General features: G+C 62.2%; 24 protein-coding genes. 11 read left to right on the top strand and 13 right to left on the bottom strand.

Going from position 1 to position 23,878, the window contains the following annotated elements; genetic code table 11:
* Positions 1–16 precede the first annotated feature (16 nt).
* Together AB4Z19_RS14365 and AB4Z19_RS14360 are read left to right on the top strand one after the other, a co-directional pair.
* Entirely contained in the window at positions 17–1,498 is a 1,482-nt protein-coding gene (locus AB4Z19_RS14365) for an aminotransferase-like domain-containing protein (RefSeq protein WP_442026528.1), read from the top strand.
* On the top strand, positions 1,485–2,117 hold the full coding sequence (locus AB4Z19_RS14360) for a TetR family transcriptional regulator C-terminal domain-containing protein (protein WP_442026527.1): 633 nt from the start codon (positions 1,485–1,487) through the stop codon (positions 2,115–2,117). Before AB4Z19_RS14365 ends, AB4Z19_RS14360 begins: the two co-directional genes overlap by 14 nt.
* A gap of 27 nt (positions 2,118–2,144) precedes the next feature.
* On the opposite strand, the gene AB4Z19_RS14355 is transcribed toward AB4Z19_RS14360, so the two are convergent.
* Positions 2,145–2,735, bottom strand: coding sequence for a hypothetical protein (locus AB4Z19_RS14355; RefSeq protein ID WP_442035486.1), 591 nt, complete (start codon positions 2,733–2,735; stop codon positions 2,145–2,147).
* Between the two features lie 84 nt (positions 2,736–2,819).
* Here AB4Z19_RS14355 and AB4Z19_RS14350 point away from each other — a divergent pair, with 84 nt between their 5' ends.
* Positions 2,820–3,377 (top strand): GNAT family N-acetyltransferase, encoded by a 558-nt coding sequence (locus tag AB4Z19_RS14350; protein WP_442023619.1) that lies wholly within the window; start codon positions 2,820–2,822, stop codon positions 3,375–3,377.
* Here AB4Z19_RS14350 and AB4Z19_RS14345 read toward each other — a convergent pair.
* Positions 3,332–4,270 (bottom strand): choice-of-anchor A family protein, encoded by a 939-nt coding sequence (locus tag AB4Z19_RS14345; RefSeq protein WP_442035485.1) that lies wholly within the window; start codon positions 4,268–4,270, stop codon positions 3,332–3,334. The two genes, AB4Z19_RS14350 and AB4Z19_RS14345, sit on opposite strands and share 46 nt — an antisense overlap.
* A 183-nt stretch (positions 4,271–4,453) precedes the next feature.
* Here AB4Z19_RS14345 and AB4Z19_RS14340 point away from each other — a divergent pair, with 183 nt between their 5' ends.
* From AB4Z19_RS14340 to AB4Z19_RS14320, 5 genes are all read left to right on the top strand, one after another.
* The gene (locus AB4Z19_RS14340; RefSeq protein ID WP_442023622.1) at positions 4,454–4,693 is read left to right on the top strand and encodes a hypothetical protein; all 240 of its coding nucleotides are present in this window, start codon (positions 4,454–4,456) and stop codon (positions 4,691–4,693) included.
* Positions 4,694–4,697: 4 nt separating this feature from the next.
* Entirely contained in the window at positions 4,698–5,594 is an 897-nt protein-coding gene (locus AB4Z19_RS14335) for a sensor histidine kinase (protein WP_442023624.1), read from the top strand.
* Positions 5,591–6,355: a LytR/AlgR family response regulator transcription factor gene (locus AB4Z19_RS14330; protein ID WP_442023625.1), complete on the top strand. Its 765-nt coding sequence runs from the start codon at positions 5,591–5,593 to the stop codon at positions 6,353–6,355. Before AB4Z19_RS14335 ends, AB4Z19_RS14330 begins: the two co-directional genes overlap by 4 nt.
* A gap of 89 nt (positions 6,356–6,444) precedes the next feature.
* Complete coding sequence (locus AB4Z19_RS14325) at positions 6,445–6,891, top strand: VOC family protein (RefSeq protein ID WP_442023627.1); 447 nt, start codon at positions 6,445–6,447, stop codon at positions 6,889–6,891.
* Positions 6,892–6,894: 3 nt separating this feature from the next.
* Entirely contained in the window at positions 6,895–7,296 is a 402-nt protein-coding gene (locus AB4Z19_RS14320; protein ID WP_442035484.1) for a VOC family protein, read from the top strand.
* Here the strand turns inward: AB4Z19_RS14320 and AB4Z19_RS14315 are convergent.
* The 7 genes from AB4Z19_RS14315 to xapA all read right to left on the bottom strand — a co-directional run bounded on the left by AB4Z19_RS14315 (position 7,293) and on the right by xapA (position 15,872).
* Positions 7,293–8,510 carry a nucleoside deaminase gene (locus AB4Z19_RS14315; protein ID WP_442023631.1) on the bottom strand — a complete coding sequence of 406 codons (1,218 nt, stop codon included), beginning with the start codon at positions 8,508–8,510 and terminating at the stop codon, positions 7,293–7,295. The genes AB4Z19_RS14320 and AB4Z19_RS14315 overlap by 4 nt on opposite strands.
* Before the next feature lie 5 nt (positions 8,511–8,515).
* Complete coding sequence (locus AB4Z19_RS14310; protein WP_442023633.1) at positions 8,516–8,920, bottom strand: cytidine deaminase; 405 nt, start codon at positions 8,918–8,920, stop codon at positions 8,516–8,518.
* Positions 8,921–9,000: 80 nt separating this feature from the next.
* On the bottom strand, positions 9,001–10,323 hold the full coding sequence (deoA, locus tag AB4Z19_RS14305) for a thymidine phosphorylase (RefSeq protein ID WP_442023635.1): 1,323 nt from the start codon (positions 10,321–10,323) through the stop codon (positions 9,001–9,003).
* 88 nt (positions 10,324–10,411) lie between these two features.
* Entirely contained in the window at positions 10,412–12,799 is a 2,388-nt protein-coding gene (locus AB4Z19_RS14300; protein WP_442035483.1) for an aldehyde dehydrogenase family protein, read from the bottom strand.
* A 12-nt stretch (positions 12,800–12,811) separates the two neighbouring features.
* A complete protein-coding gene (gene deoC, locus AB4Z19_RS14295; RefSeq protein WP_442023639.1) occupies positions 12,812–13,774 on the bottom strand; it encodes a deoxyribose-phosphate aldolase in 963 nt (320 codons plus the stop codon).
* Entirely contained in the window at positions 13,771–14,964 is a 1,194-nt protein-coding gene (locus AB4Z19_RS14290; RefSeq protein ID WP_442023641.1) for a phosphopentomutase, read from the bottom strand. The genes deoC and AB4Z19_RS14290 overlap by 4 nt, the downstream gene beginning before the upstream one ends.
* A gap of 71 nt (positions 14,965–15,035) precedes the next feature.
* Positions 15,036–15,872 (bottom strand): xanthosine phosphorylase, encoded by an 837-nt coding sequence (gene xapA, locus AB4Z19_RS14285; protein WP_442035482.1) that lies wholly within the window; start codon positions 15,870–15,872, stop codon positions 15,036–15,038.
* A 213-nt stretch (positions 15,873–16,085) separates the two neighbouring features.
* Between xapA and AB4Z19_RS14280 the strand changes: the two genes are divergently transcribed.
* From AB4Z19_RS14280 to AB4Z19_RS14270, 3 genes are read left to right on the top strand one after another with little or no spacing between them, the layout of a single operon-like run.
* A complete protein-coding gene (locus AB4Z19_RS14280) occupies positions 16,086–17,192 on the top strand; it encodes a carbohydrate kinase (protein WP_442035481.1) in 1,107 nt (368 codons plus the stop codon).
* A gap of 3 nt (positions 17,193–17,195) precedes the next feature.
* Positions 17,196–18,104 (top strand): pseudouridine-5'-phosphate glycosidase, encoded by a 909-nt coding sequence (locus AB4Z19_RS14275; RefSeq protein WP_442026709.1) that lies wholly within the window; start codon positions 17,196–17,198, stop codon positions 18,102–18,104.
* An 8-nt stretch (positions 18,105–18,112) separates the two neighbouring features.
* Complete coding sequence (locus AB4Z19_RS14270; RefSeq protein ID WP_442026710.1) at positions 18,113–19,015, top strand: LysR family transcriptional regulator; 903 nt, start codon at positions 18,113–18,115, stop codon at positions 19,013–19,015.
* Here the strand turns inward: AB4Z19_RS14270 and pcp are convergent.
* The 4 genes from pcp to AB4Z19_RS14250 form a co-directional block, all read right to left on the bottom strand.
* Positions 19,012–19,656 (bottom strand): pyroglutamyl-peptidase I, encoded by a 645-nt coding sequence (pcp, locus tag AB4Z19_RS14265; RefSeq protein ID WP_442026711.1) that lies wholly within the window; start codon positions 19,654–19,656, stop codon positions 19,012–19,014. The two genes, AB4Z19_RS14270 and pcp, sit on opposite strands and share 4 nt — an antisense overlap.
* Entirely contained in the window at positions 19,653–20,609 is a 957-nt protein-coding gene (locus tag AB4Z19_RS14260; protein ID WP_442026713.1) for a DUF979 domain-containing protein, read from the bottom strand. The genes pcp and AB4Z19_RS14260 overlap by 4 nt, the downstream gene beginning before the upstream one ends.
* A complete protein-coding gene (locus AB4Z19_RS14255; RefSeq protein WP_442035480.1) occupies positions 20,606–21,283 on the bottom strand; it encodes a DUF969 domain-containing protein in 678 nt (225 codons plus the stop codon). The genes AB4Z19_RS14260 and AB4Z19_RS14255 overlap by 4 nt, the downstream gene beginning before the upstream one ends.
* 124 nt (positions 21,284–21,407) lie before the next feature.
* Positions 21,408–23,648: a TonB-dependent receptor gene (locus tag AB4Z19_RS14250; protein ID WP_442035479.1), complete on the bottom strand. Its 2,241-nt coding sequence runs from the start codon at positions 23,646–23,648 to the stop codon at positions 21,408–21,410.
* Positions 23,649–23,878: the final 230 nt, after the last annotated feature.

Raw genomic sequence — 23,878 nt, 5'->3', positions numbered from 1 at the left:
TATTGCGGAGACGAGGATGGACGACGCAGGTGTTGCGCTGAATCAAGGCATAAAGGCCTCGGGCGAGCCCGGCTGGCCCGTGTTGTCCATTGAGCGCGCACGCAAAGGCAGCCTGGTCGATCAGATCGTTGCGGCCATCAGCGCCATGGTCGGCAGCCGCGAGTTGCGCGTAGGAACGAAAATGCCGTCGGTGCGCCAATTCGCGAAGTGTAATGGCATCAGCACCTTTACAGTTGTCGAAGCCTATGACCGTTTGCTGACGCTGGGCCTGCTTTCTTCGCGTCGCGGTTCCGGATATTTTGTTGCGCGCCAGGATCTTCCTGCCCTGCTCGCGCCGGCAGCGCTGGCTACCGGGCCGGCGGCTGTCGACGCGCTCACGCCTGAACTGTATTCCGGCGCATCGGAAGCCCTGCCGGTCGGCGCGGGCTGGCTGCCGCCGGAGTGGTATGGCGAGGACACCATCCTCGACGCCGTGCGCCATGCCATGCGCATTCCCGCCACACGCTTGCGCGGATATGGCCATCCGCTGGGTTTCCCCAGCCTGCGCCAGTACATGGCCGCCACCATGTCGGAAGAACTATTCCCGCTCGAAGCAGAACAGGTGCTGCTCACGCACGGCGCCACGCATGCTTTCGACCTGATCCTGCGCACGCTCACCCGGCCGGGCGATACCGTGTTCGTTGAAGATCCGTGCTACAGCAACCTGCTGTCGCTGATCCGCCACCATGGCTGCAACGCGGTCGGCATTCCACGCGGCGAGCATGGACTGGACATGGAGTATCTCGCCGCACAGGCCAGGATCGCCCAGCCCAAGCTGATGTTCGTGAACACGGTTCTGCAGAACCCGCTCGGCACCTCGCTCACGCACGCGCAGGCGCATCGCTTGCTGGGTTTTGCAGAGCAGTTCGATTTCTGGCTGGTGGAAGACGACATCTACCGCGAGCTGACGCCGCGCGGTGAGGCGTCGCTGGCGGCAATGGACGGATTGCGGCGCGTGATCCGCGTCGGCAGTTTTTCGAAGACGCTGTCGCCTGTGCTGCGTGTGGGTTCCATCTGCGCGTCACAGTCGCTGCTGCCGGAACTGGTGCGCGTGAAGATGCTGGCGGGCCTCACCACTTCGGAGGTGAACGAGCGCGCCGTGTATCACGCGATCACGGCACGTCCCTACAAGCGCACCGTGGAAAAGCTGATCGCGCAGCTTGAAACGGGACGCGAGCGCACTATCGAAGCGCTGCGCGGTGTAGGCATGGCGCCGATTGCGCGTCCACGCGGCGGCATGTTCGTCAGTGCCAGCTGGCCTGAAGCGCCGAGCGCCGAATGGAACGGCAAGCTGGTGGCGGACCTTGCACTGAAATCCGGCATTCTTCTGGCGCCCAACGAATTCTTCATGCTGCGCGACAGCGAATCGATCTGGTTCCGCTTCAACGTGGCTTACAGCGACGATCCGCAATTGATCGACTTCCTTGCAAACGTCAGGAGAGCACATGGCATCGGCTAAACTGCGCCGCGTAATGAACCGTGACCGGCTGGAGGCGGACATCGCCGCCGAAGCCGTGAAAGTATTTGCCGAATGTGGCTACGAAGGCACGTCCGTCGCGGCCATCGCGGAGAACGCGGGCCTGTCCAAGCAGAATCTGATGTACTACTATCCCACCAAGCAGGTGCTGTATCAGCGCGTGCTGGACGATGTGCTGGACGACTGGCTGGAACGCATGGCCCACCTGGCCGATCCCGATCGCGAACCGCACGAGGTGCTGCGTGCTTACATCCAGGCCAAGCTGGCGTTCTCGCGCGAACAGCCGGCGGCATCGCGCGTGTATGCGATGGAAGTGATCAGCGGCGCACCGCTGTATGGCGACAAGATCCGCGAGCGCGTGGTGCCGCTGCTGCGTAAGGATATCGAGATCTTTGAAGGCTGGATCGCGGCAGGCAAGATCGCGCCGATCAACGCCACGCATCTGATTTTTTCCGTCTGGGCCATGACCCAATCCTACGCCGACTTCTCCGCCCAAATGGCGCTGGTACTCGACAAGCACGCGCTGACGGATGAAGATTTCACCGCCGCCGAAGACACCATCGTGCGCATGGTACTCGCCGCCATTCAGCCATCGTCGTGATCTGCACGCCGGCCACGCGCCACTTTCCTAGTTAGCCAGCAGCGCATCCGGCACAGTGGCCCCGGCCTTGCGGGACGCTTCCGCCAGCACGCGGATCTCGCGACGCATGTCTCCTGTCGCATCCGGCAGGGCCTTCGCTACGAACATGGCAGGTCCGTTATCGCGGCTCTTGGATTTGCGCATGACGTTCTTGAGTTCGGGCAGATCGCGCAACACCGCATCGAACTGGCTCAGGGCCTGGCCGAGCAGGGCCAGGCCTTCATTCAGCTGTGCAGGGTCGTTCGTCGCGCCGCTCGCCAGCGCTTTGCCAATAGTGGAAAGGGCGCGCACCTCGCCCGCCATGACTTCTTCTGCCTGCTGGCGCGTCATATCTTCCGTCAGCAGAGCAGCCGTGGCGCCCGCTTCGTCGGCACGCGCTTTCTGGTCCACCGCTTTCAGCAGACTGACGCTGCCGGCCAGCGTGGTACGAGAGGCCTCGACGAAGCTATGCATCAGGTGTCTGGACGGATCACTGAACACATCAACGCCGGCGAACTGTCCGCCACCATTTCCCAGCTGAGCCGACGCCATTTGCGGCCCCATCGCCAACGCTACCGCAAGCAGTACCACTTTACGCATGCCGATACCTTATGAATAATAGAAGCGCCACTGTACACGACAGCGGCGCTTGAAAGTTCACCAATTATTGCACCGACCCACGCCATGACTGCCTTTACCCCTTTCACGCTTGCCACGCCGCGCCTGACGCTGCGCTTCATCGCGCCGACCGATGCGCCGGCGCTGTTCGCAATGTATTCCGATCCCGAAGCGATGCGCTATTGGAGCAGCGGGCCGTGGGAGGATATCGCGCAGGCGGAATCTTATGCCGCTGCCGGTATGGCGGGCTATGAAAGCGGCGCCATGCTGCGCCTGGGCTTCGATATCGACGGTACGCTGGCGGGCGTCGTCAACCTGTACAAGTTCGATGAGCAGAACCGCCGCTGCGATATCGGCTATATGCTGGGCCGCAGCTCCTGGGGTAAGGGCTATATGCGCGAGGCGCTGGCGGCAGCGCTGGAATATGCGTTCAGCGAACTGCATCTGCACCGCGTGGAGGCGGATATCGATCCGCGCAACCACGCCTCAGCCAGGCTGCTGCAAAGCCTGCATTTCGTGAAAGAGGGCCATCTACGCGAACGCTGGATGGTGAATGGGGAAATCTGCGACAGCGATATTTACGGCTTGCTGCGCGCGGACTGGCGGCGCGCAGAGAACAGGTAGGCAGCGGCCAGGCCAATCGCCACCAGCAGCAGCGAGGTCGGTTCAGGAACACTGGCGGCAGGGCCGCCAAGCTCGTAACCCGCAGCGTCAACGTTCTTGAAGTAATTGGCGCCGGACAGCGTCAGCGAAGAATTCCAGCTGTTGGCAATCACGTTGCCGCCAATGGTGCCATTGCCGCCGGTGATATCCGCATTCGGCGCCAGCATGCTGCCCGCCAGCGCGATATTGCTGAAATCAAGCTTCATCGCGTCGACGAAGTTGTACAGCACATTGGCGCCACCGAAATCGCCCAGGCTGTGAATGGTGCCGTTTGCCGCGCCGCTCACATTGACGATGACGGTCGCGCCGGACGCGATACCACTGACGTTCAGCCAGCCGGCAGAGGTCAGCGCACTTGCGTCGAGATCAAACACTTCCAGCGCGTGATTGCCGCCGGTCAGATACAGGCCGCCGTACTGGGCGCGCGAGCTGCCGGTCGTCGCCAGCGTATCCAGTTCGGCGGACATATCCAGCGCATGCGCCGCCACGGCGGAAAACGTCAGTGGCAACTGTGTCGAATTGCTCACGCCATTTTGGCCAACCGACGCCGCCAGCGACGAACCACCGCCCGCGTACACCTTGCCGTTGTTCAGGGAGCCATTGCTGACGGTCAGTTTGCCGCCGGCGACCAGGGCGTAGCCGTCGTACGCTGTCTGGTTGCCGCCATTCAGACGGAAAGAACTCAGGTCCACATTCCCGCCGGCGACCACGGCGCCCGCCGTGCCGTTGTTCGTGCCCTTGAAATTGGCCGTGGTGAAGACATTGGCGCCGCCGATTCCGAGATCGATCACCCCCGCCTGCGCAGCGCCGGCCAGCAGGAGAGCGGCCGTTGCGGCCACCATGCTCTTCAACATTATCAATTTTCCAAAATGAAATATTAATTTCTCTAGTTTAACACGACTCGCAGGCTGCTCCCCGTGCAGTTCATCCGCAATTCGCCGCAGGTCAACCCCGCCAAGCAACGTTTCATCGGAAAGCCATAGGCAGGCCAGAGCGCCAGGCGTACATTGGCACCATCGATTTACATGGAGCAAACGATGAAAACTATTAACAAGACCTTCAAGCAGACCGTGAATGAGGTGCTGGACGCCTTCATCGCCATCGGCCGCCATATCGTGCGTACGCTGGAATGCATGTCCTGGCCCTCGCTGCTGGCGATGGCGCTGGTGGTGGCATTCTTCGTCAGCATTCTGCCGCTGGCATTGACGCTGTTCGTCGTCTTCCTGATCGCCAAGCTGGTGATTGGCTTCTTCGCCGCCAAGCACATCCGGAGGTAAGAAGATGGGAAGCCGTACCCGCAACGCCCTGAGCTTCGTCCGCGAGGTTGGCGAAACCGCCAGTTCCTTGTGGTGGAACTTCTTCGACTGGCTGGCGCAGGTGCCAATGCGCCAACTGGTCGTGACCTGGGTGTTGGCCCTGCTCCTGGCGACCACGCCGCTGGTGCATCCGCGTCAGGCTGGCTTGTTCATCTTCCTGTCGCTCGGTCTAAAGATTCTCGCGGGCGGCAAGCGCAAGGCGGAGATCGAAGCGCGCCAGGCATCCGCCCAGGCAGGCACGGAAACGCTGGAGCGCCGGCTGGTCGAAGCGCAGATGGCCGCGCTGCAGGCACAGGTGGAACCGCACTTCCTGTTCAACACGCTCGCTCTGATTGGACAGCTGATCGAAACCGATCCGCCGGAAGCAGCCAAGATCCACACGCACCTGATCGAATACCTGCGCTCCACCCTGCCGCAAATGCGCTCGCGCGGCAATGGCACGCTGGGCAAGCAGATTCAGATGTCGCGTTCCTATCTCGCCATCATGCAGGCACGTATGAAGTCGCGGCTGGCGGTGTCGATCGACGTGCCGAAGGAACTGGAAAGCGCCAGCTTCCCCGCCATGACCTTGCAGATCCTGATCGAGAACTGCATCAAACACGGACTGGAACCGAAGATCGAAGGCGGCCGCATCGACATTCGCGCCAGCATGGATAACAACATCCTGCAGGTCGACGTGCAGGACGACGGCGTCGGCTTCAATATGTATGCCGGCGATGGCGTGGGCCTGACCAATGTCCGCGAGCGCCTCAAGCTGCTGTACGGCGTGCGTGCTTCGCTCACCATCGAAACCCCGCTGGAGGGCGGCTGCCGCGCCACGATCCGCCTGCCTTTCGCACCTGATATTTTCGCCAAACCATGAGCCAGCCATCCGCCACCGCCGTTATCGCCGACGATGAAGATCCGATGCGCGACATGCTGCGCAAGCGACTGTCCGAAGTCTGGCCCGAGCTCACCATCGTGGCCGAAGCCAACAACGGTATCGAAGCCATCGCGCAGGCCGGCAAGCACCAGCCGGACATTGTGTTCCTCGACATCCGCATGCCCGGCCTGTCCGGTATCGAAGCGGCGCGCATGCTGTTCAACCGCTGCCACATCGTCTTCATTACCGCTTATGACCAGTACGCGATTGAAGCCTTCGAACAGGGTGCACTGGATTACCTGCTCAAACCCGTCAACGCCGAACGCCTGAGGCTCGCGTGCGGACGGCTGCAGACCCGCCTTGGCAAGCAGCCGAACAATATCGAGCGCCAGCTGGATCAGCTGATCCGCCAGACCACTGGCAAGCCCGACCGCGATTATCTGCACTGGATTCAAGCCCAGGTCGGGAACAGCCTGCGCATGATCAGCACCCGCGAAATCCTGTTTTTCCGCGCAGATGAAAAGTACACAAGGGTACAAACGCAACAGGGCGAAGTCCTGATCCGCAAGACCTTGAAAGAACTTGCAGACGAACTCGATCCGAATGAATTCTGGCGCATCCACCGCTCGACGCTGGTGCGCGTGGACGCCATCGCCGAGGTCACACGCGACCTGCGCGGACGGCAAATGGTCAAGGTGCGCAACTTCCCGGAAGAGCTGGAAGTCAGCCGCGGCAACACTCATTTATTCCAGCAAATGTAGCCAGCTCGCGCCCGCTTGCCCGCGTCCCAGCCCTGGTCTATATTGTTTGGACAGCCGCGTCCTGACCACATTTTTCAGGGAGAGAACACATGTCGACTATTCCGAAACAAACGCGCGCGACCATCATGCCCTGCCTGCGTTACCGCGACGCGCCGGCCGCCATTGACTGGCTGACCAAGGTGCTGGGCTTCGAGGCCACACTGATCGTTCCCAATGAAGACGGTACCATCGCCCACGCCCAGCTTTCCTATGGCAATGGCAATGGCAATGGCAATGGCATGGTCATGCTAAGCTCTATTTTCGACACCGAGTACGGCCGTCTGATGAAACAGCCGGCGCAAATCGGTGGCTTCGTCACCCAAAGCGCCTACCTCGTGGTGAGCGATGCCGATGAAGTGCACGCCCGCTGCGTGAAGGCGGGTGCGCCCATCGTGATGGAGCTGAAAGATGAAGACTACGGCGGACGCGGTTTCACCTGCCGCGATCCGGAAGGCCATGTTTGGAGCATCGGCACTTATGACCCTTGGGAGCAATGAATAATGGGACGCACTGTTCACTTTGAAATCCAAGCGACCGAACCGCAGCAGCTGATCGACTTCTACGCCGGCATGTTCGGCTGGAGCTTCAGCAAATGGGAAGGCGGCGATTACTGGCTGGTCGGCACCGGCGAGGTGGGACAGCCGGGCATCAATGGCGGCCTGTTGCCGCGCCGCGGACCACGCCCGGAGGAAGGAGCGAGCGTGAATGCGTTTGTCTGCACGGTGGATGTCGAGGATCTCGACAAATCGCTGGCGCAATTGAAAGAACTACAGGGCGTGGTGGCTGTGCCCAAGATGCCGGTACCCGGCGTGGGCTGGCTGGCGTATGCGAAGGACCCGGACGGCAATATCTTCGGAATGATGCAGATGGATACCGCTGCGTCCTTCGACAAGCACGATTAAGTTTCGAGCGCTTCCACCAAAGCCCGGTCCTGCACCTGTACCGGGCGAATACCAATTTTCTGGCTATACAGCGGAGGCAGGCGGCCGCACAGCGCGTGCAGCTGCTCTTCCGGCATGCCCGGCGTCACATACTGGAACTGGCACTGGTTATTTTCCGGCAGCGGCCCTTCCATCGTTGAACCATACGCGCCCAGGTTCATGAAACTGAGCGCGCTTTCATCCGGCCCTACTGCAAACACAAAGGTGCCGTCTTTCGGATGGCCGAGGTACTGGCGCACTTCCGCGCGGGTTGCGGCATCGGCGCCTTCCATCAGCTTGTAGCGCAGCTGGGCGTAAGCGCGGGTGCACTCCATGAAGGCGGTGCGGATACCGGAATGCGTGTGGCGCCCGTGGCTGCACAGGATCAGGTTACCGAAAGAGTCCAGCAACGCGACTGCATCGCCCTTCCCTGCCATGCCCTTGTCGCGCAGGCGCGCCTGATGCAGATATGGCGCCAGTCCCGCATCGGGACGGCGCGGTGCGCACTTGTAGGTCAGCGCATCCGGGAAAGTGCGCTTCAGCGCGGCCACGATGGGATGATCTTCCGGCAGCGTGGCCGGGTCTTTCAATTCATCGTGCGGAGGATCGACGTTGAACAGCTCCATCACACCAGGGCTGGTGGCTTCGAACACCAGCGAGCACAGTGCCTGAGTCGGTTCCGAAATCGTCTTGCCGATGAAGAAGGAGCGTGGCATTGCGCCTGCGCTGCGGCGCGCGTAGGAGGAGCTGCCCAGTACAGCGGGATAGGCGAACGTCTCTTCCGCTTTCGGGCGCAGCCCATTCGGCAGCGAAGTGAAATAGCCCGTGCCGTGATGGTTGATGCCGGCGCTGGCGTCCGGCGCGGCCACCAGCACGTTGAAGCCACCGGCCAGAATCGCACCTGCGCACATGCAGCATGGGTCGAGCGAGGTCACGATGGTGATCTCTTCGGGCGGCGGCAGTTCGCGGCCCTTGGCACGCTCGGCGTAGTACCAGTCAATCAACTGGCGTTCGCCATGCGCGGTCGGGTCGTAGATCAGCCCATGCTTGATGACGTTATTGTGCAGCGACTTCAGCACGTTGCCGCTCTGGTCGAGCATCACTCCCCCGACGCCAAAGGTGCCCTGGGTTTTCGCTGCAATGGCTTCGGAGGCCGCAATGGCCACCGCTGCCTGAACGTCAATCGTGCGCTTCATCCGTTTTACTTCTTGAGGTCCCAGCCGCCGAAAGCTTCCGGCAGCAGTTCGGCGGCCGTGGTTTCACGGATGTCGCCTTTCAGATTGGCCAGCACAACCGGCAGGCTGTTGCCGCCCATTTCCAGCGTCACCTGGCGGCAGGCGCCGCAAGGAGAGATGGGGCTTTCGGTTTCGCCAACCACCACCAGCTTGTCGAAGTCGCCCGGCCGATAGCCGTGAGCGACCGCGCTGAAGAAGGCGGTGCGCTCGGCGCAGTTGCACAGGCCATAGGACGCGTTCTCCACATTGCAGCCGTGGAAGACCTTGCCGTCCTTGGTCAGCAGCGCCGCGCCGACCTTGAAGTTGGAGTATGGCGTGTATGCCTTCAGACGCGCGGCTTTGGCTTCGACGATCAGCTGTTCATTGTTCATTGTTTGCTCCCTTTAAAACCAACGGCGTGGATCTGGTGGCTGCCACGATGTGGCAGCCACCTGTTTTACGCCGTGGGTTCTTATGGCCGTACCGTGCGATAAACGATCTTGTTGGCGGCAGGTGCTGCGTCGGCGATGGTGTAGGCAGCCTGGATTTCGCGCACGGCCTGCTCCGCAGCTTCCTGCGTACGGGCGTGCACCATGGCCAGCGGCTGGCCGGCTTGCACCGGCTGGCCCAGTTCCACCAGATCGGTCAGGCCGACGGCGAAGTCGATCGCGTCGGTTGGACGCTTGCGGCCGCCGCCCAGCGAGACGACGGCCAGGCCGATATCGCGGCAAACAGTCTGCGACGCAAAACCGGAACGCAGTGCCGGCGCCGGAATAACGATCGGCGCCTTCTCCAGGTGCTGGTCCATATTCTCCACCAGATCAGCCGGACCGCCCAATGCCTTGACCATGCGCGCAAAGCGGTCTGCCGCTTCGCCGGAATCCAGCGCATGCTGCAGCTTGGCACGGGCCTCCGTTTCGTTGGCGGCCAGCTTGCCCAGCACCAGCATCTCGGCGCACAGCGCCATCGTCACTTCATGCAGGCGCGCTGGACGGAACTTGCCGGTCAGGTAGTCGATGGCGCCGCGTACTTCCAGCGCATTGCCTGCCCATGGGGACAGGGATTCGTTCATATCGGTCAGCAGCGCCGAAGTCAGCGTGCCCGCGCCATTGCCCACCTTGACGATGGACTCGGCCAGTTCTACCGATTTCTCATAAGTGGGCATGAAAGCGCCGGAGCCGGCCTTCACGTCCATTGCCAGCACGTCCAGGCCTGCCGCCAGCTTCTTGGACAGGATGGAACCGGTAATCATGGCCACCGATTCCACGGTCGCGGTCACGTCGCGGATGGAGTAGAAACGCTTGTCCGACGGCGCCAGCGATGCCGTCTGGCCGATGATGGCCACGCCGACCTCCTTCACCACCTCGCGGAACTTCTCGTTGGTCGGCACGGTGGAGTAGCCCGGAATGGAATCGAACTTGTCCAGCGTACCGCCGGTGTGGCCCAAGCCACGGCCGGAAATCATCGGCACGAAGCCGCCGCAGGCTGCAATCATCGGGCCGAGCATCAGCGACACGACATCGCCGACGCCGCCGGTGGAGTGCTTGTCCATGACCGGACCTGGCAGGTTCAGATCCTTCCAGTTCAGCACTTCGCCGGAATCGCGCATGGCCAGGGTGAAGGCGACGCGCTCGTCCATGTTCATGTCGTTGAAGAAGACAGCCATTGCCAATGCCGCGATCTGGCCTTCACTCACGCTGTTATCGGTGATGCCTTTGACGAAGAACTGAATCTCTTCCTTGCTCAGCGCACCGCCGTCGCGCTTTTTGCGGATGATTTCCTGTGGGAGGAACATTTTTTATTCTCTTTTCATTTGAAAAAACCCGAGGCGGAACCCTGGTGGCTGCCACGATGTGGCAGCCACCTGCTTCACGCCGTTGGTTTTAGACGCCGTATGGAATCCAGATATTCTTGACCTGCGAAGCATGGGCCAGCACCGTGCGGCCGCCTGCCTGCGCAGTGCTGAACCAGTCACGGCCCTTGGCGCCGCCAGTCCAGGTGCGCTTCAGCGAACCGGCCGACAGCTTCTCCACTTCCGCGCAGCCTTCAGCCGAACCGTCGTGGCGCCACATCGCATCCACATCCGAGTGAGCCGCCAGGGTGCGCGCCAGTTCATCAGCCGAACCGGTCACGATATTCACCACGCCGCCCGGCAGGTCGGACGTATCGAAGATCTGGTACAGGTCCGTGGCCGACAGCGGATGCGCCTCGGAAGGCACAGCCACCACGCGGTTGCCCACGGCGATAGCCGGCGCCACCAGCGACACAAAGCCCAGCAGCGGATTCTCGTTCGGGCACACGATGCCGATCACGCCGATCGCTTCGTTCAGCGCCACGGTAATGCCGTGCATCGGCGGCTGGTGTGCCAGGCCGTCGTACTTGTCCGCCCAGGCGGCCCAGTAGAACAGGCGCTCGATGGAAGCCTGAACTTCCTTCTCGGCGTTCTTGGCGCCGGTTTGCGCAGCGATACGCGCAGCAAATTCTTCGCCGCGGGCAGCCAGGTTTTCAGCAATGTAGTACAGCACTTGCGCGCGATTGTGTGCAGTTGCCTTGGTCCAGCCGGTCGCCTTGTGAGCAGCTTCCACGGCGTTGCGGATGTCCTTACGGTTACCCTCGCCCACTTCGCCAATGAACTTGCCATCGGCGCCGTGGATGGCGCGGGAGTAGGCGCCGTCAGGGCGCGCTTGCTTGCCGCCGATGTACAGCTTGGCGGTGCGGTCGATCGCGAACGGATCGGCAGCGATGGTCTGCGCGGCCTTGGCCTTGGCCGGCTTCTCGAACACTGGTGCTGCCGGACGTGCATCTTCCGACACCGGCACCAGGTATTCGAACATGCCTTCGCGGCCGCCTTCACGGCCGTAGCCGGATTCCTTGTAGCCGCCGAAGCCGCAGGCTGCGTCGAACTGGTTGGCGGTGTTGATCCACACCACGCCGGCCTTGATCTGCGGCGCCACGTCCAGCGCCAGCGAGATGTTTTCGGTCCACACGCAGGAAGCCAGGCCGTACACGGTGTTGTTCGCCAGCTGCACGGCTTCCGCCGGAGTGCGGAAGCTCATTGCCACCAGCACCGGGCCGAAGATTTCAGCCTGCGCCACGGCAGCCGAAGTCGATGCGCCGGTGATCAGGGTCGGCGGGAACCAGGAACCGGAAGCCGGGATTTCGCAGCCGGCCGGCTGATAGATCTCGCAGCCTTCGGTACGCGCCGAGTCCACCAGGCCAGCGATGCGCTGACGCTGGATCGGATCGACCAGGGCGCCGATGTCCATCGACTTGTCCAGCGGGGAGCCCAGGCGCAGATTGTCCATGCGGGATTTCAGCTTGGCGAGGAAACGCTGTTCGACGGATTCCTGCACCAGCAGCCGCGAACCGGCGCAGCAAACCTGGCCCTGATTGAACCAGATCGAATCAACCAGGCCTTCGATGGCGGCGTCCAGGTCCGCGTCTTCGAACACGATGTATGGCGATTTGCCGCCCAGTTCCAGCGACAGCTTCTTGCCGGTGCCGGCGGTGGCTTCGCGGATGATGCGGCCAACTTCAGTGGAACCGGTGAAGGCCAGCTTGTCGATGCCAGCGTGCTTGACGATGGCTTCGCCGGTGCGGCCGTCGCCAGTCACGATGTTCACGACGCCCGCCGGCACGCCGGCCTGTACGCAGATATCGGCAAACAGCATGGCGCTCAGCGGAGTGAATTCGGCAGGCTTGAAGACGATGGTGTTACCGGCCGCCAGTGCCGGTGCGATCTTCCACGCCAGCATCAGCAGCGGGAAGTTCCACGGCACGATCTGGCCGACCACGCCCACGGCGCGGTGCGCGGGGAATTCTTCGTCCAGCAGCTGGGCCCAGCCGGCGTGGTGGTAGAAGTGACGCGCCACCAGCGGCAGGTCGGCATCGCGGGTTTCGCGGATGGTCTTGCCGTTGTCCAGCGTTTCCAGCACGGCGAACAGGCGGGAGTGCTTCTGCATCAAGCGCGCGATCGCGTACAGGATCTTGGCGCGGCCATGGCCGCCCAGTGCCTGCCAGGCCGGCAGCGCAGCGCGTGCGGCAGCGACGGCGCGGTCGACGTCAGCGGCGGTCGCCTGGGTCAGTTCGGCCAGCTGGGAACCATCGGCCGGATTGTTGGACGCGAAGGTCTCGCCCGGCTCGGTCCATGCGTTGTCGATGAACAGGCCGAATTTGCGGGAGCGCTGCTCCAGCCACGCTTGCGCTTCTTTCTGGCTTTCTGGTGCGGGGCCGTAGTCCATGGTGTTGAGGATCTCGTTAATAGTTGGCATGGCGATGTCTTCTTAAGGTTGCGCGTGGCGATGGGCGGCGGAGTAGGCACCGGTCACGTGGTGCTCCAGCTGTCGCTCGATGTCGGTCAGCAGGCTCGATGCACCGATACGGAACAGGTGCGGCTCAAGCCATTCGTTGCCCAGTTCTTCCTTCATCACGGTCATGTATTGCAGCGCCGACTTGGCGGAGCTCACGCCGCCAGCCGGCTTGTAGCCCACCTGGAAGCCGGTGCGCTCGTAGTATTCGCGGATTGCACGCACCATCACCAGCGATACCGGGATGGTGGCGTTGACGCCTTCCTTGCCGGTCGAGGTCTTGATGAAGTCCGCGCCTGCCATCATGCAGACCCACGAAGCTTTCGCCACGTTTTCCAGTGTGACCAGGTCGCCGGTCGCCAGAATCGCTTTCACGTGGGCTTCGCCGCAGGCCTTGCGGTAGGCCAGCATTTCGTCGTACAGGGCTTGCCAGTTGCCGGTCAGGACGTGCTGGCGGGTGATCACGATGTCGATCTCCTGCGCGCCGGCCGCCACGCTCAGCTCAACTTCGCGCACCTTGGTTTCCATATTCGTCAGGCCGGCCGGGAAGCCGGTCGACACCGCCGCGATAGGCAGACGGCCTTTCAGCACCTTGTCCGCGTGCTGGATCATCTCGTGGTACACGCAGACGGCGCCGGTCATCAGATTGCGGTCCTGCAGGCCCAGTGCTTCCACCAGGTCGGTGCGCAGCGGACGCATGGCCTTCATGCACAGGCGCTCGACGCGGCCTGGCGTATCGTCGCCCGACAGCGTGGTCAGATCGATCAGTTCAATGGCTTTCACCAGCCAGGCGGCCTGGTACTCTTTCTTGACGGTGCGGCGGTTCGCCAGCGATGCGGCGCGGCGGTCCGCGGCGGCCTTGTTCACGTGGATGTGATTGAGCCAGCCCAAATCGAGGCCTTGCGGCTCGTTGCGCTTGAAGTCGGTGATATTGCTCATAGGAGGTTGGTTCCGTTGGAAAGAGGTTTCACGCCAAGGTGATGTGCGATGGTCTGGCCGATGTCGGAGAAAGTCTCGGAAATGCCGAGCGGCTGAGGCTTCACTTTCGGGCCGAAGAAGATCACAGGAATGTGTTCGCGGGTGTGGTCGGAGCCTGGCGAAGTCGGATCGCAGCCATGGTCGGCGGTGATCACGCACAGGTCGCCGTCTTTCAGCCTGGCGATGAATTCAGGCAGGCGCGCATCCATTTCGTGCAGCGCGTTCGAGTAGCCCGCCACGTCGCGGCGGTGGCCGAAGGCCTGGTCGAAGTCCACGAAGTTGACGAAGGTCAGGGACTTGTCGCCTGCTTCGTCCTGCACTTTCAGCAGCGCGTCGAACAGGGCCATATTGTCCGGGCCTTTCACCACGCGGCTCACGCCTTGCGCAGCGTAGATATCGCTGATTTTGCCCAGCGCGATCACCTCGCCGCCCTCGTTCTTCACGTGGTCCAGCAGGGTTGGCGCGTGCGGCGGCACGGCGTAGTCGTGGCGGTTGGCGGTGCGCTTGTAGTCGCCGTTGGCGCCTACGAAGGGACGCGCGATGATGCGGCCGATGTTGTAAGGCTTCACCAGTTCATACGCCTTCTCGCACATATCGTACAGGCGCTCCAGGCCGAAGTGCTCTTCGTGCGCAGCGATCTGCAGCACGGAGTCGGCGGAGGTGTACAGAATCGGCTTGCCGGAAGCGACGCTTTCATCGCCCAGCTCATTGATGATGGTGGTGCCGGAGGCGTGGCAGTTGCCCAGGAAACCCGGCACGCCAGTCAGTTCCTGCAGCTTGTCGGTCAGCTCTTTCGGGAAGGACGGCACGGTCTTGGGGAAGTAGCCCCAGTCGTAGGTCACCGGCACGCCGGCGATTTCCCAATGTCCGCTCTGCGTATCCTTGCCGGTCGATTGTTCGCGCGCCGCGCCGTAAGCACCTTTGAAGCCTTCGCGCTGCGCGAAGCCGGCAGCCCATTCGCCGCTGGCGGCTTGCGCCGCGGCGGCCAGGCCCAGGCCCTCCATGGTCGGCAGGCTCATTGGCTTGCCTTCTTTCGCAGCCCAGGCTGCGATGTGGCCGAAGGTGTTGGTGGCGGAATCGCCGTACTTGTCCGCATCCGGCGTGGCGCCGATGCCGAAGGAATCTAACAGGAGGATGAAGGCGCGTGACATGGTAAGCCTCGATATGAATGAAAACCAGGGGCAAAAAACAAGTGGCTGCCACATCGTGGCAGCCACTCGGTTCAGGCCTTGGGTGTTTTGGCCACGTTTGCCAGGTAAGCCAGCATCAGCTTGATCAGGCTCTCAGCACCGATGGCGGCGTATTTCAGGGTTTGTTCGTGCGACAGCGGGAATGGCGACATGCCTTCCGCCAGGTTGGTGATTACCGAGCAGCCAACCACTTTCAGGCCGCAGTGACGGGCCGGTACGACTTCCGGCACAACCGACATGCCCACCACATCGGCGCCCAGCGTCTTGAAGGCGCGGATTTCGGCAGGCGTTTCGAAATTCGGGCCTGGGTAAGCGATGTACACACCTTCGTGCAAGGTGATGCCCTGTTCCGCCGCGGTCGACTGCAGCAGCTTGCGCAGATCCGCATCGTAGGCATTGGCCATGGAGAAGAAGCGCGGGCCGAAGCGTTCGTCGTTCGGGCCGATCATCGCGCTGCCAGGCAGGAAGTTGATATGGTCGTTCAGCGCCACCAGGGAACCCGCATCCACTTCAGGACGCAGCGAACCGGCCGCATTGGTCACGAACAGGAATTCGCAGCCCAGCAGCTTCAGCGTGCGCACGGCGGAAGTCATCACGCCCATGCCGTAGCCTTCGTAGAAGTGGCCGCGGCCCTTCAGGCAGACCACCTGCACGCCTGCCAGCGTACCCATTACCAGCTGGCCGGCGTGGCCATGCACGGTGGAGATCGGGAAACCCGGCAGCTCGTCGAAGCCGATCGCCACTGCGTCGGCCATCTGCTCGGCCAGCACGCCCAGGCCGGAGCCCAGGATCAGCGCAGCGCGCGGCTGGAAGTTCGCCGGCATACGCGCGCGAATGATGGCGGCTGCCTGAAATGGGGTGTTAGACATTGCTGTATTCCTCGTTTTTATATTGGGTATGGGGCGGGCGTACGAACGTACCACGACACTATGCATCATCGTCTATATGTATGGCAAATACCATTTTTCTTTGCCATTTATATGAGATAGATATAAATTGGTTTCTATTATAGTGGAACACCTCAATTGACACTAGCTGGACAAATGTTTAGCATCACAAACAAATGTTTATCGAGATTTTCCGTGAGCGAGCTCTCCCGTAAAGAACAGCTGCTGGACCTGATCCGCGCCAATCCCTTCATCTCCCAGCAAGAGCTGGCCGAGCAGCTATCGATGTCGCGTTCCGCCGTCGCGGGGCATATCGCCACCCTGATTCGCGAGCGCCGCCTGCTGGGCCGCGCCTACGTGCTGCCCGACCGCCGTCCCGTGCTGTGCATCGGCGCAGCCAACCTGGACCGCAAGCTGCGTCCCAATCAGCCGCTGCAGATGGGCACCTCCAATCCGGCCACCGCCGAGGAAAGCTTTGGCGGCGTGGCGCGCAATATTGCTGAAAACCTGGCCCGCCTGGCCCTGCCCTGCTCCATGATTACCGCCCTCGGCGACGATTCGTCCGGCCGCGCCCTGCGCTCGCAGGCCGAGGAATCGGGCATCGACATGGCAGGCACCCTGCAGCTGAACGGCATGGGCAGCGGCACCTACACCGCCGTCCTGGATGCGCGCGGCGAGCTGGTGGTCGCGCTGGCCGACATGGCGCTGTACGACATGCTGACGCCGGCCGTGCTGTCCTCTCGCCAGCCGCTGCGCAATGCTGCCGCCATGGTGGTGGCCGACTTGAACCTGCCGCACGATTCCATCGCCCTGCTGCTGGCCGAGGCGCGCGAGAGCGGCGTGCCGCTGGTGATCGTGGCGGTATCGCAGCCAAAGATGGCGCGCCTGCCGCGCGACTTGCGTGGCCTGAAGCTCTTAATATTGAACCGCGGCGAACTGGAAACGCGTGTGGGCCGTTCGCTGCCGACCGAAGCCGATGTGCAGGAAGCCTGCCGCGAAGTGCGTGCCGATGGTGCTGAAGACGTGATCGTCACCTGCGGCGCGCAAGGCGTCTACCACACCATGCCGGAAGGCCTGCACTGGCTGGCGGCGCACGATGCAAAAGTGGTGGACGTCACCGGCGCCGGTGATGCCTTCTCGGCCGCCGTCTGCTGGTCGCTGGTACAGGAATCGAGCGATCTGCACCTGGCCTGCGAACGCGGCCTGCTGGCAGCGGCGCTCACGCTGGAAAGCCCGCATACCGTATCGCCCGCGCTGTCCGCTGAAAAGCTGGGCGCGCACACTCCTCTCGAAAGGGACTGAATCATGCAGCAATATCTCTCCTTCTCTCCCGAAGTCGCCAATGCGCGCGCAGCCGGCAAGCCAGTTGTGGCGCTGGAATCGACCATCATCTCGCACGGCATGCCGTATCCGCAGAATGTGCAGACCGCGCGCGAAGTCGAACAGATCGTGCGCGACCACGGCGCCGTGCCGGCCACCATCGCCATCATCGGCGGCAAGATCTGCATCGGCCTGACCGACGAACAGCTTGAGTTGCTGGGTAATTCGCCGGATGCGCTGAAGGTGAGCCGCCGCGACCTGGCCTATGTGCTGTCCCAGTTCAAGCTGGGCGCCACCACCGTGGCCGCCACCATGATCTGCGCGCAGCTGGCGGGCATCCACGTGTTCGTCACCGGCGGTATCGGCGGCGTGCACCGCGGCGCGGAAACCAGCATGGATATTTCGGCCGACCTGCAGGAACTGGCCCAGACCAATGTGGCCGTGGTGTGTGCGGGTGTGAAGTCCATCCTCGATATCGGCCTTACACTGGAATATCTGGAAACGCAGGGCGTGCCGGTCGTCAGCGTGGGGCAGCAAGGCTTCCCCGCTTTCTTCACGCGCGAGAGCGGCTTCAATGCAGACTTCCAGCTGGACAGCGCCGCCGACCAGGCAGCCTTCCTGCGCACCAAATGGCAGCTGGGCTTGAAAGGCGGCGCGGTGATTGCCGCGCCGGTGCCGCAAGCCGATGCCATGCCGAAGGAGGAAATCGACCGCATCACCGTGCAGGCCTTGCAGGAAGCGGAAGAAAACGGCATCACCGGCAAGAAAGTGACGCCTTTCCTGCTGGCGCGCATCAAGGCCCTGACCGAAGGCCGTAGCCTGATGACGAATATCGCGCTTGTCAAAAACAATGCGCGTGTGGGCGCCGAACTGGCACGTGCCCTGATTAGCTGATCAAACCTATGTCGATCGATCTCAAACAGCTCCGATACTTCCTCGCCGTCGCTGAAGAGAAAAGCTTCAGCCGCGCCGCCGAACGCCTGCATATTTCGCAACCGCCGCTCAGCCAGCAGATCATGAAGCTGGAGGCGGAACTGGGCGTGAAACTGTTTGCGCGCACTACCCGCACCTTCGAACTGACGGTGGCAGGCAAGGCGCTGATGCAGGAGGCCTCCGAGCTGCTGGGCAAGATGCGCATGACGATTGACACCGTGCGCCAGATCGACCGCGGCGAAGTGGGCCGCCTGCGCGTGGGCATCGTGGGCTCCGCGATGTGGGGACCGATTCCCAGCATGCTCGAAGAATTCCAGAGCAAATACCCGCGCGTGACCTGGACCATCCATGAACTCGGCCCCACCGTGCAGTACGACGCCCTGCGTGCCAAGCAGATCGATGTGGGCTTCTGGCGCGAACCGAAGCTGGAAGAGGATGAACTGAAGCGCGACAATATGCGCCAGGAGCTGTGCTTCCGCGAGAATATCTGCGTGGCGGTCAATGAGCATCATCCGCTGGCCAAACAGGAATCGATCGAGCTGAAAGACATCGCCGACGAGCCGATGCTGACCCTGGCGCTGGATAAATCGTCCTTCCCGCGCTACCTGATCCAGTGCTGCGTGAAGGCCGGCTTCCAGCCCACCATCTTCCAGGAAGCGAATGAACCGCAAACCCTGCTGGCCATGGTCGGTGCAGGCCTGGGCGTGACGCTGATGCCGGAAACGACCAGCCGCATCGGCTGGCCAGGCGTGGTCTTCCTGCCGCTGCGCAATCCACCGTCGGCCAACCTCTACATCACCTACACCACGCTGGACGACGCGCCCGTGGTGCGCGCCTTCCTCAACATCCTGCGCCCGCCAGCCCGCGATTAATGCGTCGCGCCGCCGGCGGCGGCAATGTCCGCATCAGTCGCGAGCGCCGCGCGTACGGCGACGCGCAGGCCTTCGATCATGCTGTTCAGCGACATGCTGGCCGCACCGGGATGCGCTGCCGCCTGCTCCGGCAGGTATGGGATATGGATGAAGCCTGCTTTCACGTCCTTGCGTCCGGCCAGCGCGTGCATCAAGCCATAGAACACGTGGTTGCACACGAAGGTGCCAGCCGTCTGCGAAACTGAAGCAGGCAGCCCCGCCGCGCGCAGCTCGCGCACGATGGCCTTGATCGGCAGCGTGGAAAAGTAAGCTGCCGGGCCGTCCGCTACGATGGGCTGATCGACCAGCTGCTGCTGGCGGTTGTCCTTGATTGGCGCATCGTCGACGTTGATGGCAACGCGCTCGATGCTCATGTCCACGCGGCCGCCCGCCTGGCCGACAGCGATCACCAGCACGGGATGCACTTCAGCGATGGCGGCGCGCATGGTATCGATGGCCGCACCGAACACGCAGGGGAGCTGGCGGATCTGTACCGCGAAGTCCTTCTCGCGCCAGCCTTCCAGCGCGCGCACGGCTTCCCAGGCGGGGTTGATCGTCTCTTTGTTGAACGGCTCAAAGCCGGTAAGCAATACGGTCTTCATGACTTCATCAGGAAATACAACAGGAAGATATTCACCAGCAGCAGCGCCAGCGCGGTCGGGATTTGCGCCTTGATGACGGCATGGCGGTCCGGCAGGTCGAGCAGTGCGGTGGGAATGATATTAAAGTTCGCGGCCATGGGTGTCATCAGCGTACCGCAGTAGGCGCTGAACATGCCGATGGCAGCCATCACGGCGGGATTGGCGCCGAACTGGTGCACCAGCACCGGAATGCCAACGCCGCCCGCCATCACAGGGAAAGCGGCAAAGCCATTACCCATCACGATGGTGAACAGGGCCAGGCCGATGCAGTACACGGCCACCGCAACGAACGGTGATTCCAGTCCGATATACGAGGTGGTAATGTGGGCGACCGCCTTGCCGACGCCCGCCTCCGTGAACAGCAGGCCAAGCACCGCCAGCATATGCGGCAGCACGAGCGCCCAGCTCATTGCATCCACCAGGCGGCGCGACTCGCGGCCGGCCTGTAGCGGCGAGGCGCGCGTCAGCCAGCAAGCCACGGCGACGGCGACGATTGCCGCGCAGCCTAAAGAGGCCAGCGTCAGATTCTTCTGGTCGAGCAGAAAAGCGCCATCGATCTGCACGCCTTTCAGCAGCGTGGAGCCGATCATGGTCACGGCCGGGATGATCAATGCGGGCAGAATCAGCTTGCCGCCGAGGCGCGCTGCGCTGGCGCGGCGCTGATCCTCCGGCAGCGTGTCCGGCTTGCCGCTGCGGACGCCGCCAAAGCCGGCCAGCAGCGCCATCACCACCATCATGGCGCCCGCAACCACGGGCGGCAGCAGGTCGCCGGCAATGTAGATGATCGCGTACAGCGCCCAGAACAGCGACGTGGTCCAGCGGCGCGGATTCGTGCGGTCCATGGCGGACATCACCGACACCAGCGCCAGCATCACGCCGAGCAGCCAGTAGAAGTATTCGACGCGAATAATCATCGCGGCCTCGCGAGGTAAGCGTCCAGCCGGTGCAAGCGCCAGGCGTGGATGATGAAGGCGCTGATCGCCGTCGGAATGCCCCACATCGCCATGCGCAGCGGATCGACTTCAATGCCCTCGGCGCGCAGAATGGTCTGCATCAGCACGATGGCGCCAAAAGCCACGAAGATGTCTTCACCGAAGAACAGGCCGACATTGTCCGTGGCCGCCGCCATGGCGCGCACGCGGAAGCGCTGCTCTTCCGTCAGATCCGGGTGGCGCTGCTCGGCCGCCCCCTCCGCCATCGGCGCGACCAGCGGCCGCACCATCGACGGGTGTCCACCCAGCGAGGTCAGTCCCAGCGCGGCGCTCAATTCGCGGATGGCGAGGTAGACGATCAGCAGGCGCCCCGCTGTCGCCGAGCGCACCTTCGAGATCGCAGACTGCGCATACTCGCGCAAGCCGAAGCGCTCCAGCAGTCCGATTGCCGCCAGCGGCAGCAAATAGATCATGGGCAGGTTGCGGGTCTTGACGAAGGCCGTGCCGAGCGAAGCAAGCAGGTGGTCGATGGGCATGAAGGCCGCAAAACCGGTCGTAAAGCAGGCGGCAGCGACAACCAGGACGGGATGAAGGCGCAGCAGGAAACCGAGAACGATCACGGCGACGCCAAGTAAGGGCCAGAGATTTGGGTGCATCTGCTTATATTACAACCGGATGAAACTAGTGGCAGGCACTTTGTGCCTGCCACTGGGGTTACGCCTTGGGTTAAAAAAAACGCCCGCGATCTGGCGAGCGTTTTTTTCAGGACCGGTCAGGCGATCAGAAGTTTGCCTTCAGCTGCACACCGTAGGTGCGCGGCTCGTTCACGATACCAGTCAGGTTGTTGAAGTCGATCGCGCCCAGGGCCTGGATGCGGTTGGTGATGTTACGGCCGTAAGCTGCCAGCTCGTACTTACCATCCTGCCACTTGTAGCCCACGCGCAGGCCGCCTTCCAGCAGGGACTTCGCCTTGTACTCGGCTGCTTCGTACAGGAAGAAGTTGTAGCTGGTGCGGTATGCCCAGTCGGTGTAGGCGTAGAACTCGCCGTTGCCCATCGGGGTGCTGTAGCGCAGGGTGGCGTTATGCTGCCACTTCGGTGCACGCGGCAGCGGATTGCCGTCGATCAGAGCCACCGTGGTGCCCTGCAGGACCTTGGTCGGGTCCAGCACGGTGCAGCCGCCGCCGCAAGGCTGCGCGAACAGCGTCGGGTCTTCGATCTTGGTGTAGTTGTAGCTGGAGCCGAAGGTGAAGTTCCAGCTTTCGGTGATGTTGGCCTGGAAGTCCAGTTCCACACCCTGGCCGATGACCTTGTCGGCGTTGATCAGCTGGTTCTGGTTGATGGTGCCGGAACCCGCGGTCAACTGCTTGTCCTTGACGCGATAGTGGAAGACGGTTGCGGACACGCGCGCACGTCGGTTCCACAGGTCCTCTTTCACACCGGCTTCATACGACAGCACCTTTTCGGCGGCGGCTTGCGACGGCACCGAGGTCAGGTCGAACAGGCGGCCCTGCATGGACGGCGCACGGTAGCCGGTTGCGATACGCGCAAACAGGTTGGTGTCCGGGTTCAGGGTGTAGGTGCCGCTCAGGTCACCGCTGACGTTGTTGGAAGTATCATGCAGCGGCAGGTAGGAAGAGCCGTTGGTCTGAATACGGCGTGCCACGAAGTCCTTCTTATCGTTGGTGTAGCGGATACCGCCGCGCAGCTTCAGCTTGTCGGAGACAGTGTAGTTCACGGTACCGAAGGCCGCCCACGAACGCGCATCCTGCACCTGGGTCGAGTAATCCTTGTTCTGCGGATTGCCCGGAGTCAGGGAGTCAAATGAGATCGAGTCGATCTGGATATGTTCCTTGAAGTAGAACAGACCGGCGATCCACTGCAGCGGCCCCTTGTAGTTGGACTCGGCGCGGAACTCCTGGCTCCACTGGTTGTGGTCCGGGATCAGGTCGGCGGTTTCAACCACGAACGGGATGAAGCCTGGACCCATTGGCGGAGCGTAGACCGCGCCATAGCCGCCATCGACGTCGCCGCGGCTGTAGAACTTCAGGGACTCATAGCCGGTGATCGAGTGCAGGGTGTAGTCACCCACGTTCCACTTCAGGCGCATATTGGCGCCGGTGTTGGTCAGGTGCTGGCTGTTGCCGCCGTCGGTCGGGTAGGAACCGTAGTCGAAATCGTCGACCAGGTCATTGGTGCCCTTCTTCAGGATGTTGGCGCGAAACAGGGTCGCGTTGCCGTCCATATTGCGGCCGTGGACGTTGAACAGCGCGCTGAAGTCGGCATTCGGCTTGACCAGGAACTGGAAGCGGGCTGCGTTATCCTTGTAGCCTTCGAAGTCGGTAGTGATGGCGTTCGGACGCGGATTGTGCACGCGGTCGTCACGGTGCTGGGATTGCACCGACAGGCGCATCGCCACGGTGTCGTCCATCGGGAAGTTGATGGCGCCTTCGTAGTTGCGCACGCCATCCTTGCCGGCGCCGATGTTGAAGTAGCCATCGGTCTTGCCGAAGGTCGGCTTGGCGGAGTCGAACTTGATCACACCGGCCGGCGAGTTACGGCCGAACAGGGTACCTTGCGGGCCACGCAGCACTTCAACCTGGTCCACGTCGAAGACCGGGAAGCCCTTCAGCATCGGGTTTTCCTGAACGATATCGTCCATCACCAGGCCCACTGGCTGGGAGGCGTTCAGGTCGAAGTCGGTGTTACCCAGGCCACGGATATAGAAACGCGGGAAGGTACGGCCGTAGTCCGATTCAACGGACACGGAAGGCGAGCGGCCGCTCAGGAAGCGGATGTCCTGGCCACCGGAGGTCAGGATGTCCAGCTTTTCGCCTTTCAGGGTGCCGATCGACATTGGCACGTCTTTGATGTTCTCAGCGCGGCGCTGCGCGGTAACGATCACGGTTTCGAGCTGGCCGGATACTTTTTGCTCGACTTGCGGCTCCGCGTCCTGCGCCATCGCTGGGAAGGCGCTGGCCAGTGCCAGGGTAATCAGGGTGTATTTCAAGGTGGTGTTCATGTATTTATGTCCAGTCTTTATTTAAAAGTAATGGAATGTCATTTTTAGGCCGCATCCTAGCATGTAGAAGATTGACGGAAAATTACTCTGAGAAACCATAGATTAAGACGATATGGATATAAATTGCAAAGAAAAAACGTATTTGCCATACATATAGCCCTTGTTGCATAGTATGGAAGAAGGATTCCCGTAGGCAGCAGCTACAAAATTAACATTGCAATTTCTGCACG

The sequence above is a fragment of the Pseudoduganella sp. RAF19 genome, from assembly GCF_052114165.1.
Classification (GTDB): domain Bacteria; phylum Pseudomonadota; class Gammaproteobacteria; order Burkholderiales; family Burkholderiaceae_D; genus Rugamonas.
This window is presented reverse-complemented; position numbering and strand designations above follow the sequence as displayed.

Bases quoted from the DNA above. Each gene is read 5' to 3' on its own strand.
- AB4Z19_RS14365 (WP_442026528.1), top strand. From the start codon at position 17: ATGGACGACGCAGGTGTTGCGCTGAATCAAGGCATAAAGGCCTCGGGC.
- AB4Z19_RS14360 (WP_442026527.1), top strand. From the start codon at position 1,485: ATGGCATCGGCTAAACTGCGCCGCGTAATGAACCGTGACCGGCTGGAG.
- AB4Z19_RS14355 (WP_442035486.1), bottom strand. From the start codon at position 2,735: ATGCGTAAAGTGGTACTGCTTGCGGTAGCGTTGGCGATGGGGCCGCAA.
- AB4Z19_RS14350 (WP_442023619.1), top strand. From the start codon at position 2,820: ATGACTGCCTTTACCCCTTTCACGCTTGCCACGCCGCGCCTGACGCTG.
- AB4Z19_RS14345 (WP_442035485.1), bottom strand. From the start codon at position 4,270: ATGTTGAAGAGCATGGTGGCCGCAACGGCCGCTCTCCTGCTGGCCGGC.
- AB4Z19_RS14340 (WP_442023622.1), top strand. From the start codon at position 4,454: ATGAAAACTATTAACAAGACCTTCAAGCAGACCGTGAATGAGGTGCTG.
- AB4Z19_RS14335 (WP_442023624.1), top strand. From the start codon at position 4,698: ATGGGAAGCCGTACCCGCAACGCCCTGAGCTTCGTCCGCGAGGTTGGC.
- AB4Z19_RS14330 (WP_442023625.1), top strand. From the start codon at position 5,591: ATGAGCCAGCCATCCGCCACCGCCGTTATCGCCGACGATGAAGATCCG.
- AB4Z19_RS14325 (WP_442023627.1), top strand. From the start codon at position 6,445: ATGTCGACTATTCCGAAACAAACGCGCGCGACCATCATGCCCTGCCTG.
- AB4Z19_RS14320 (WP_442035484.1), top strand. From the start codon at position 6,895: ATGGGACGCACTGTTCACTTTGAAATCCAAGCGACCGAACCGCAGCAG.
- AB4Z19_RS14315 (WP_442023631.1), bottom strand. From the start codon at position 8,510: ATGAAGCGCACGATTGACGTTCAGGCAGCGGTGGCCATTGCGGCCTCC.
- AB4Z19_RS14310 (WP_442023633.1), bottom strand. From the start codon at position 8,920: ATGAACAATGAACAGCTGATCGTCGAAGCCAAAGCCGCGCGTCTGAAG.
- deoA (WP_442023635.1), bottom strand. From the start codon at position 10,323: ATGTTCCTCCCACAGGAAATCATCCGCAAAAAGCGCGACGGCGGTGCG.
- AB4Z19_RS14300 (WP_442035483.1), bottom strand. From the start codon at position 12,799: ATGCCAACTATTAACGAGATCCTCAACACCATGGACTACGGCCCCGCA.
- deoC (WP_442023639.1), bottom strand. From the start codon at position 13,774: ATGAGCAATATCACCGACTTCAAGCGCAACGAGCCGCAAGGCCTCGAT.
- AB4Z19_RS14290 (WP_442023641.1), bottom strand. From the start codon at position 14,964: ATGTCACGCGCCTTCATCCTCCTGTTAGATTCCTTCGGCATCGGCGCC.
- xapA (WP_442035482.1), bottom strand. From the start codon at position 15,872: ATGTCTAACACCCCATTTCAGGCAGCCGCCATCATTCGCGCGCGTATG.
- AB4Z19_RS14275 (WP_442026709.1), top strand. From the start codon at position 17,196: ATGCAGCAATATCTCTCCTTCTCTCCCGAAGTCGCCAATGCGCGCGCA.
- AB4Z19_RS14270 (WP_442026710.1), top strand. From the start codon at position 18,113: ATGTCGATCGATCTCAAACAGCTCCGATACTTCCTCGCCGTCGCTGAA.
- pcp (WP_442026711.1), bottom strand. From the start codon at position 19,656: ATGAAGACCGTATTGCTTACCGGCTTTGAGCCGTTCAACAAAGAGACG.
- AB4Z19_RS14260 (WP_442026713.1), bottom strand. From the start codon at position 20,609: ATGATTATTCGCGTCGAATACTTCTACTGGCTGCTCGGCGTGATGCTG.
- AB4Z19_RS14255 (WP_442035480.1), bottom strand. From the start codon at position 21,283: ATGCACCCAAATCTCTGGCCCTTACTTGGCGTCGCCGTGATCGTTCTC.
- AB4Z19_RS14250 (WP_442035479.1), bottom strand. From the start codon at position 23,648: ATGAACACCACCTTGAAATACACCCTGATTACCCTGGCACTGGCCAGC.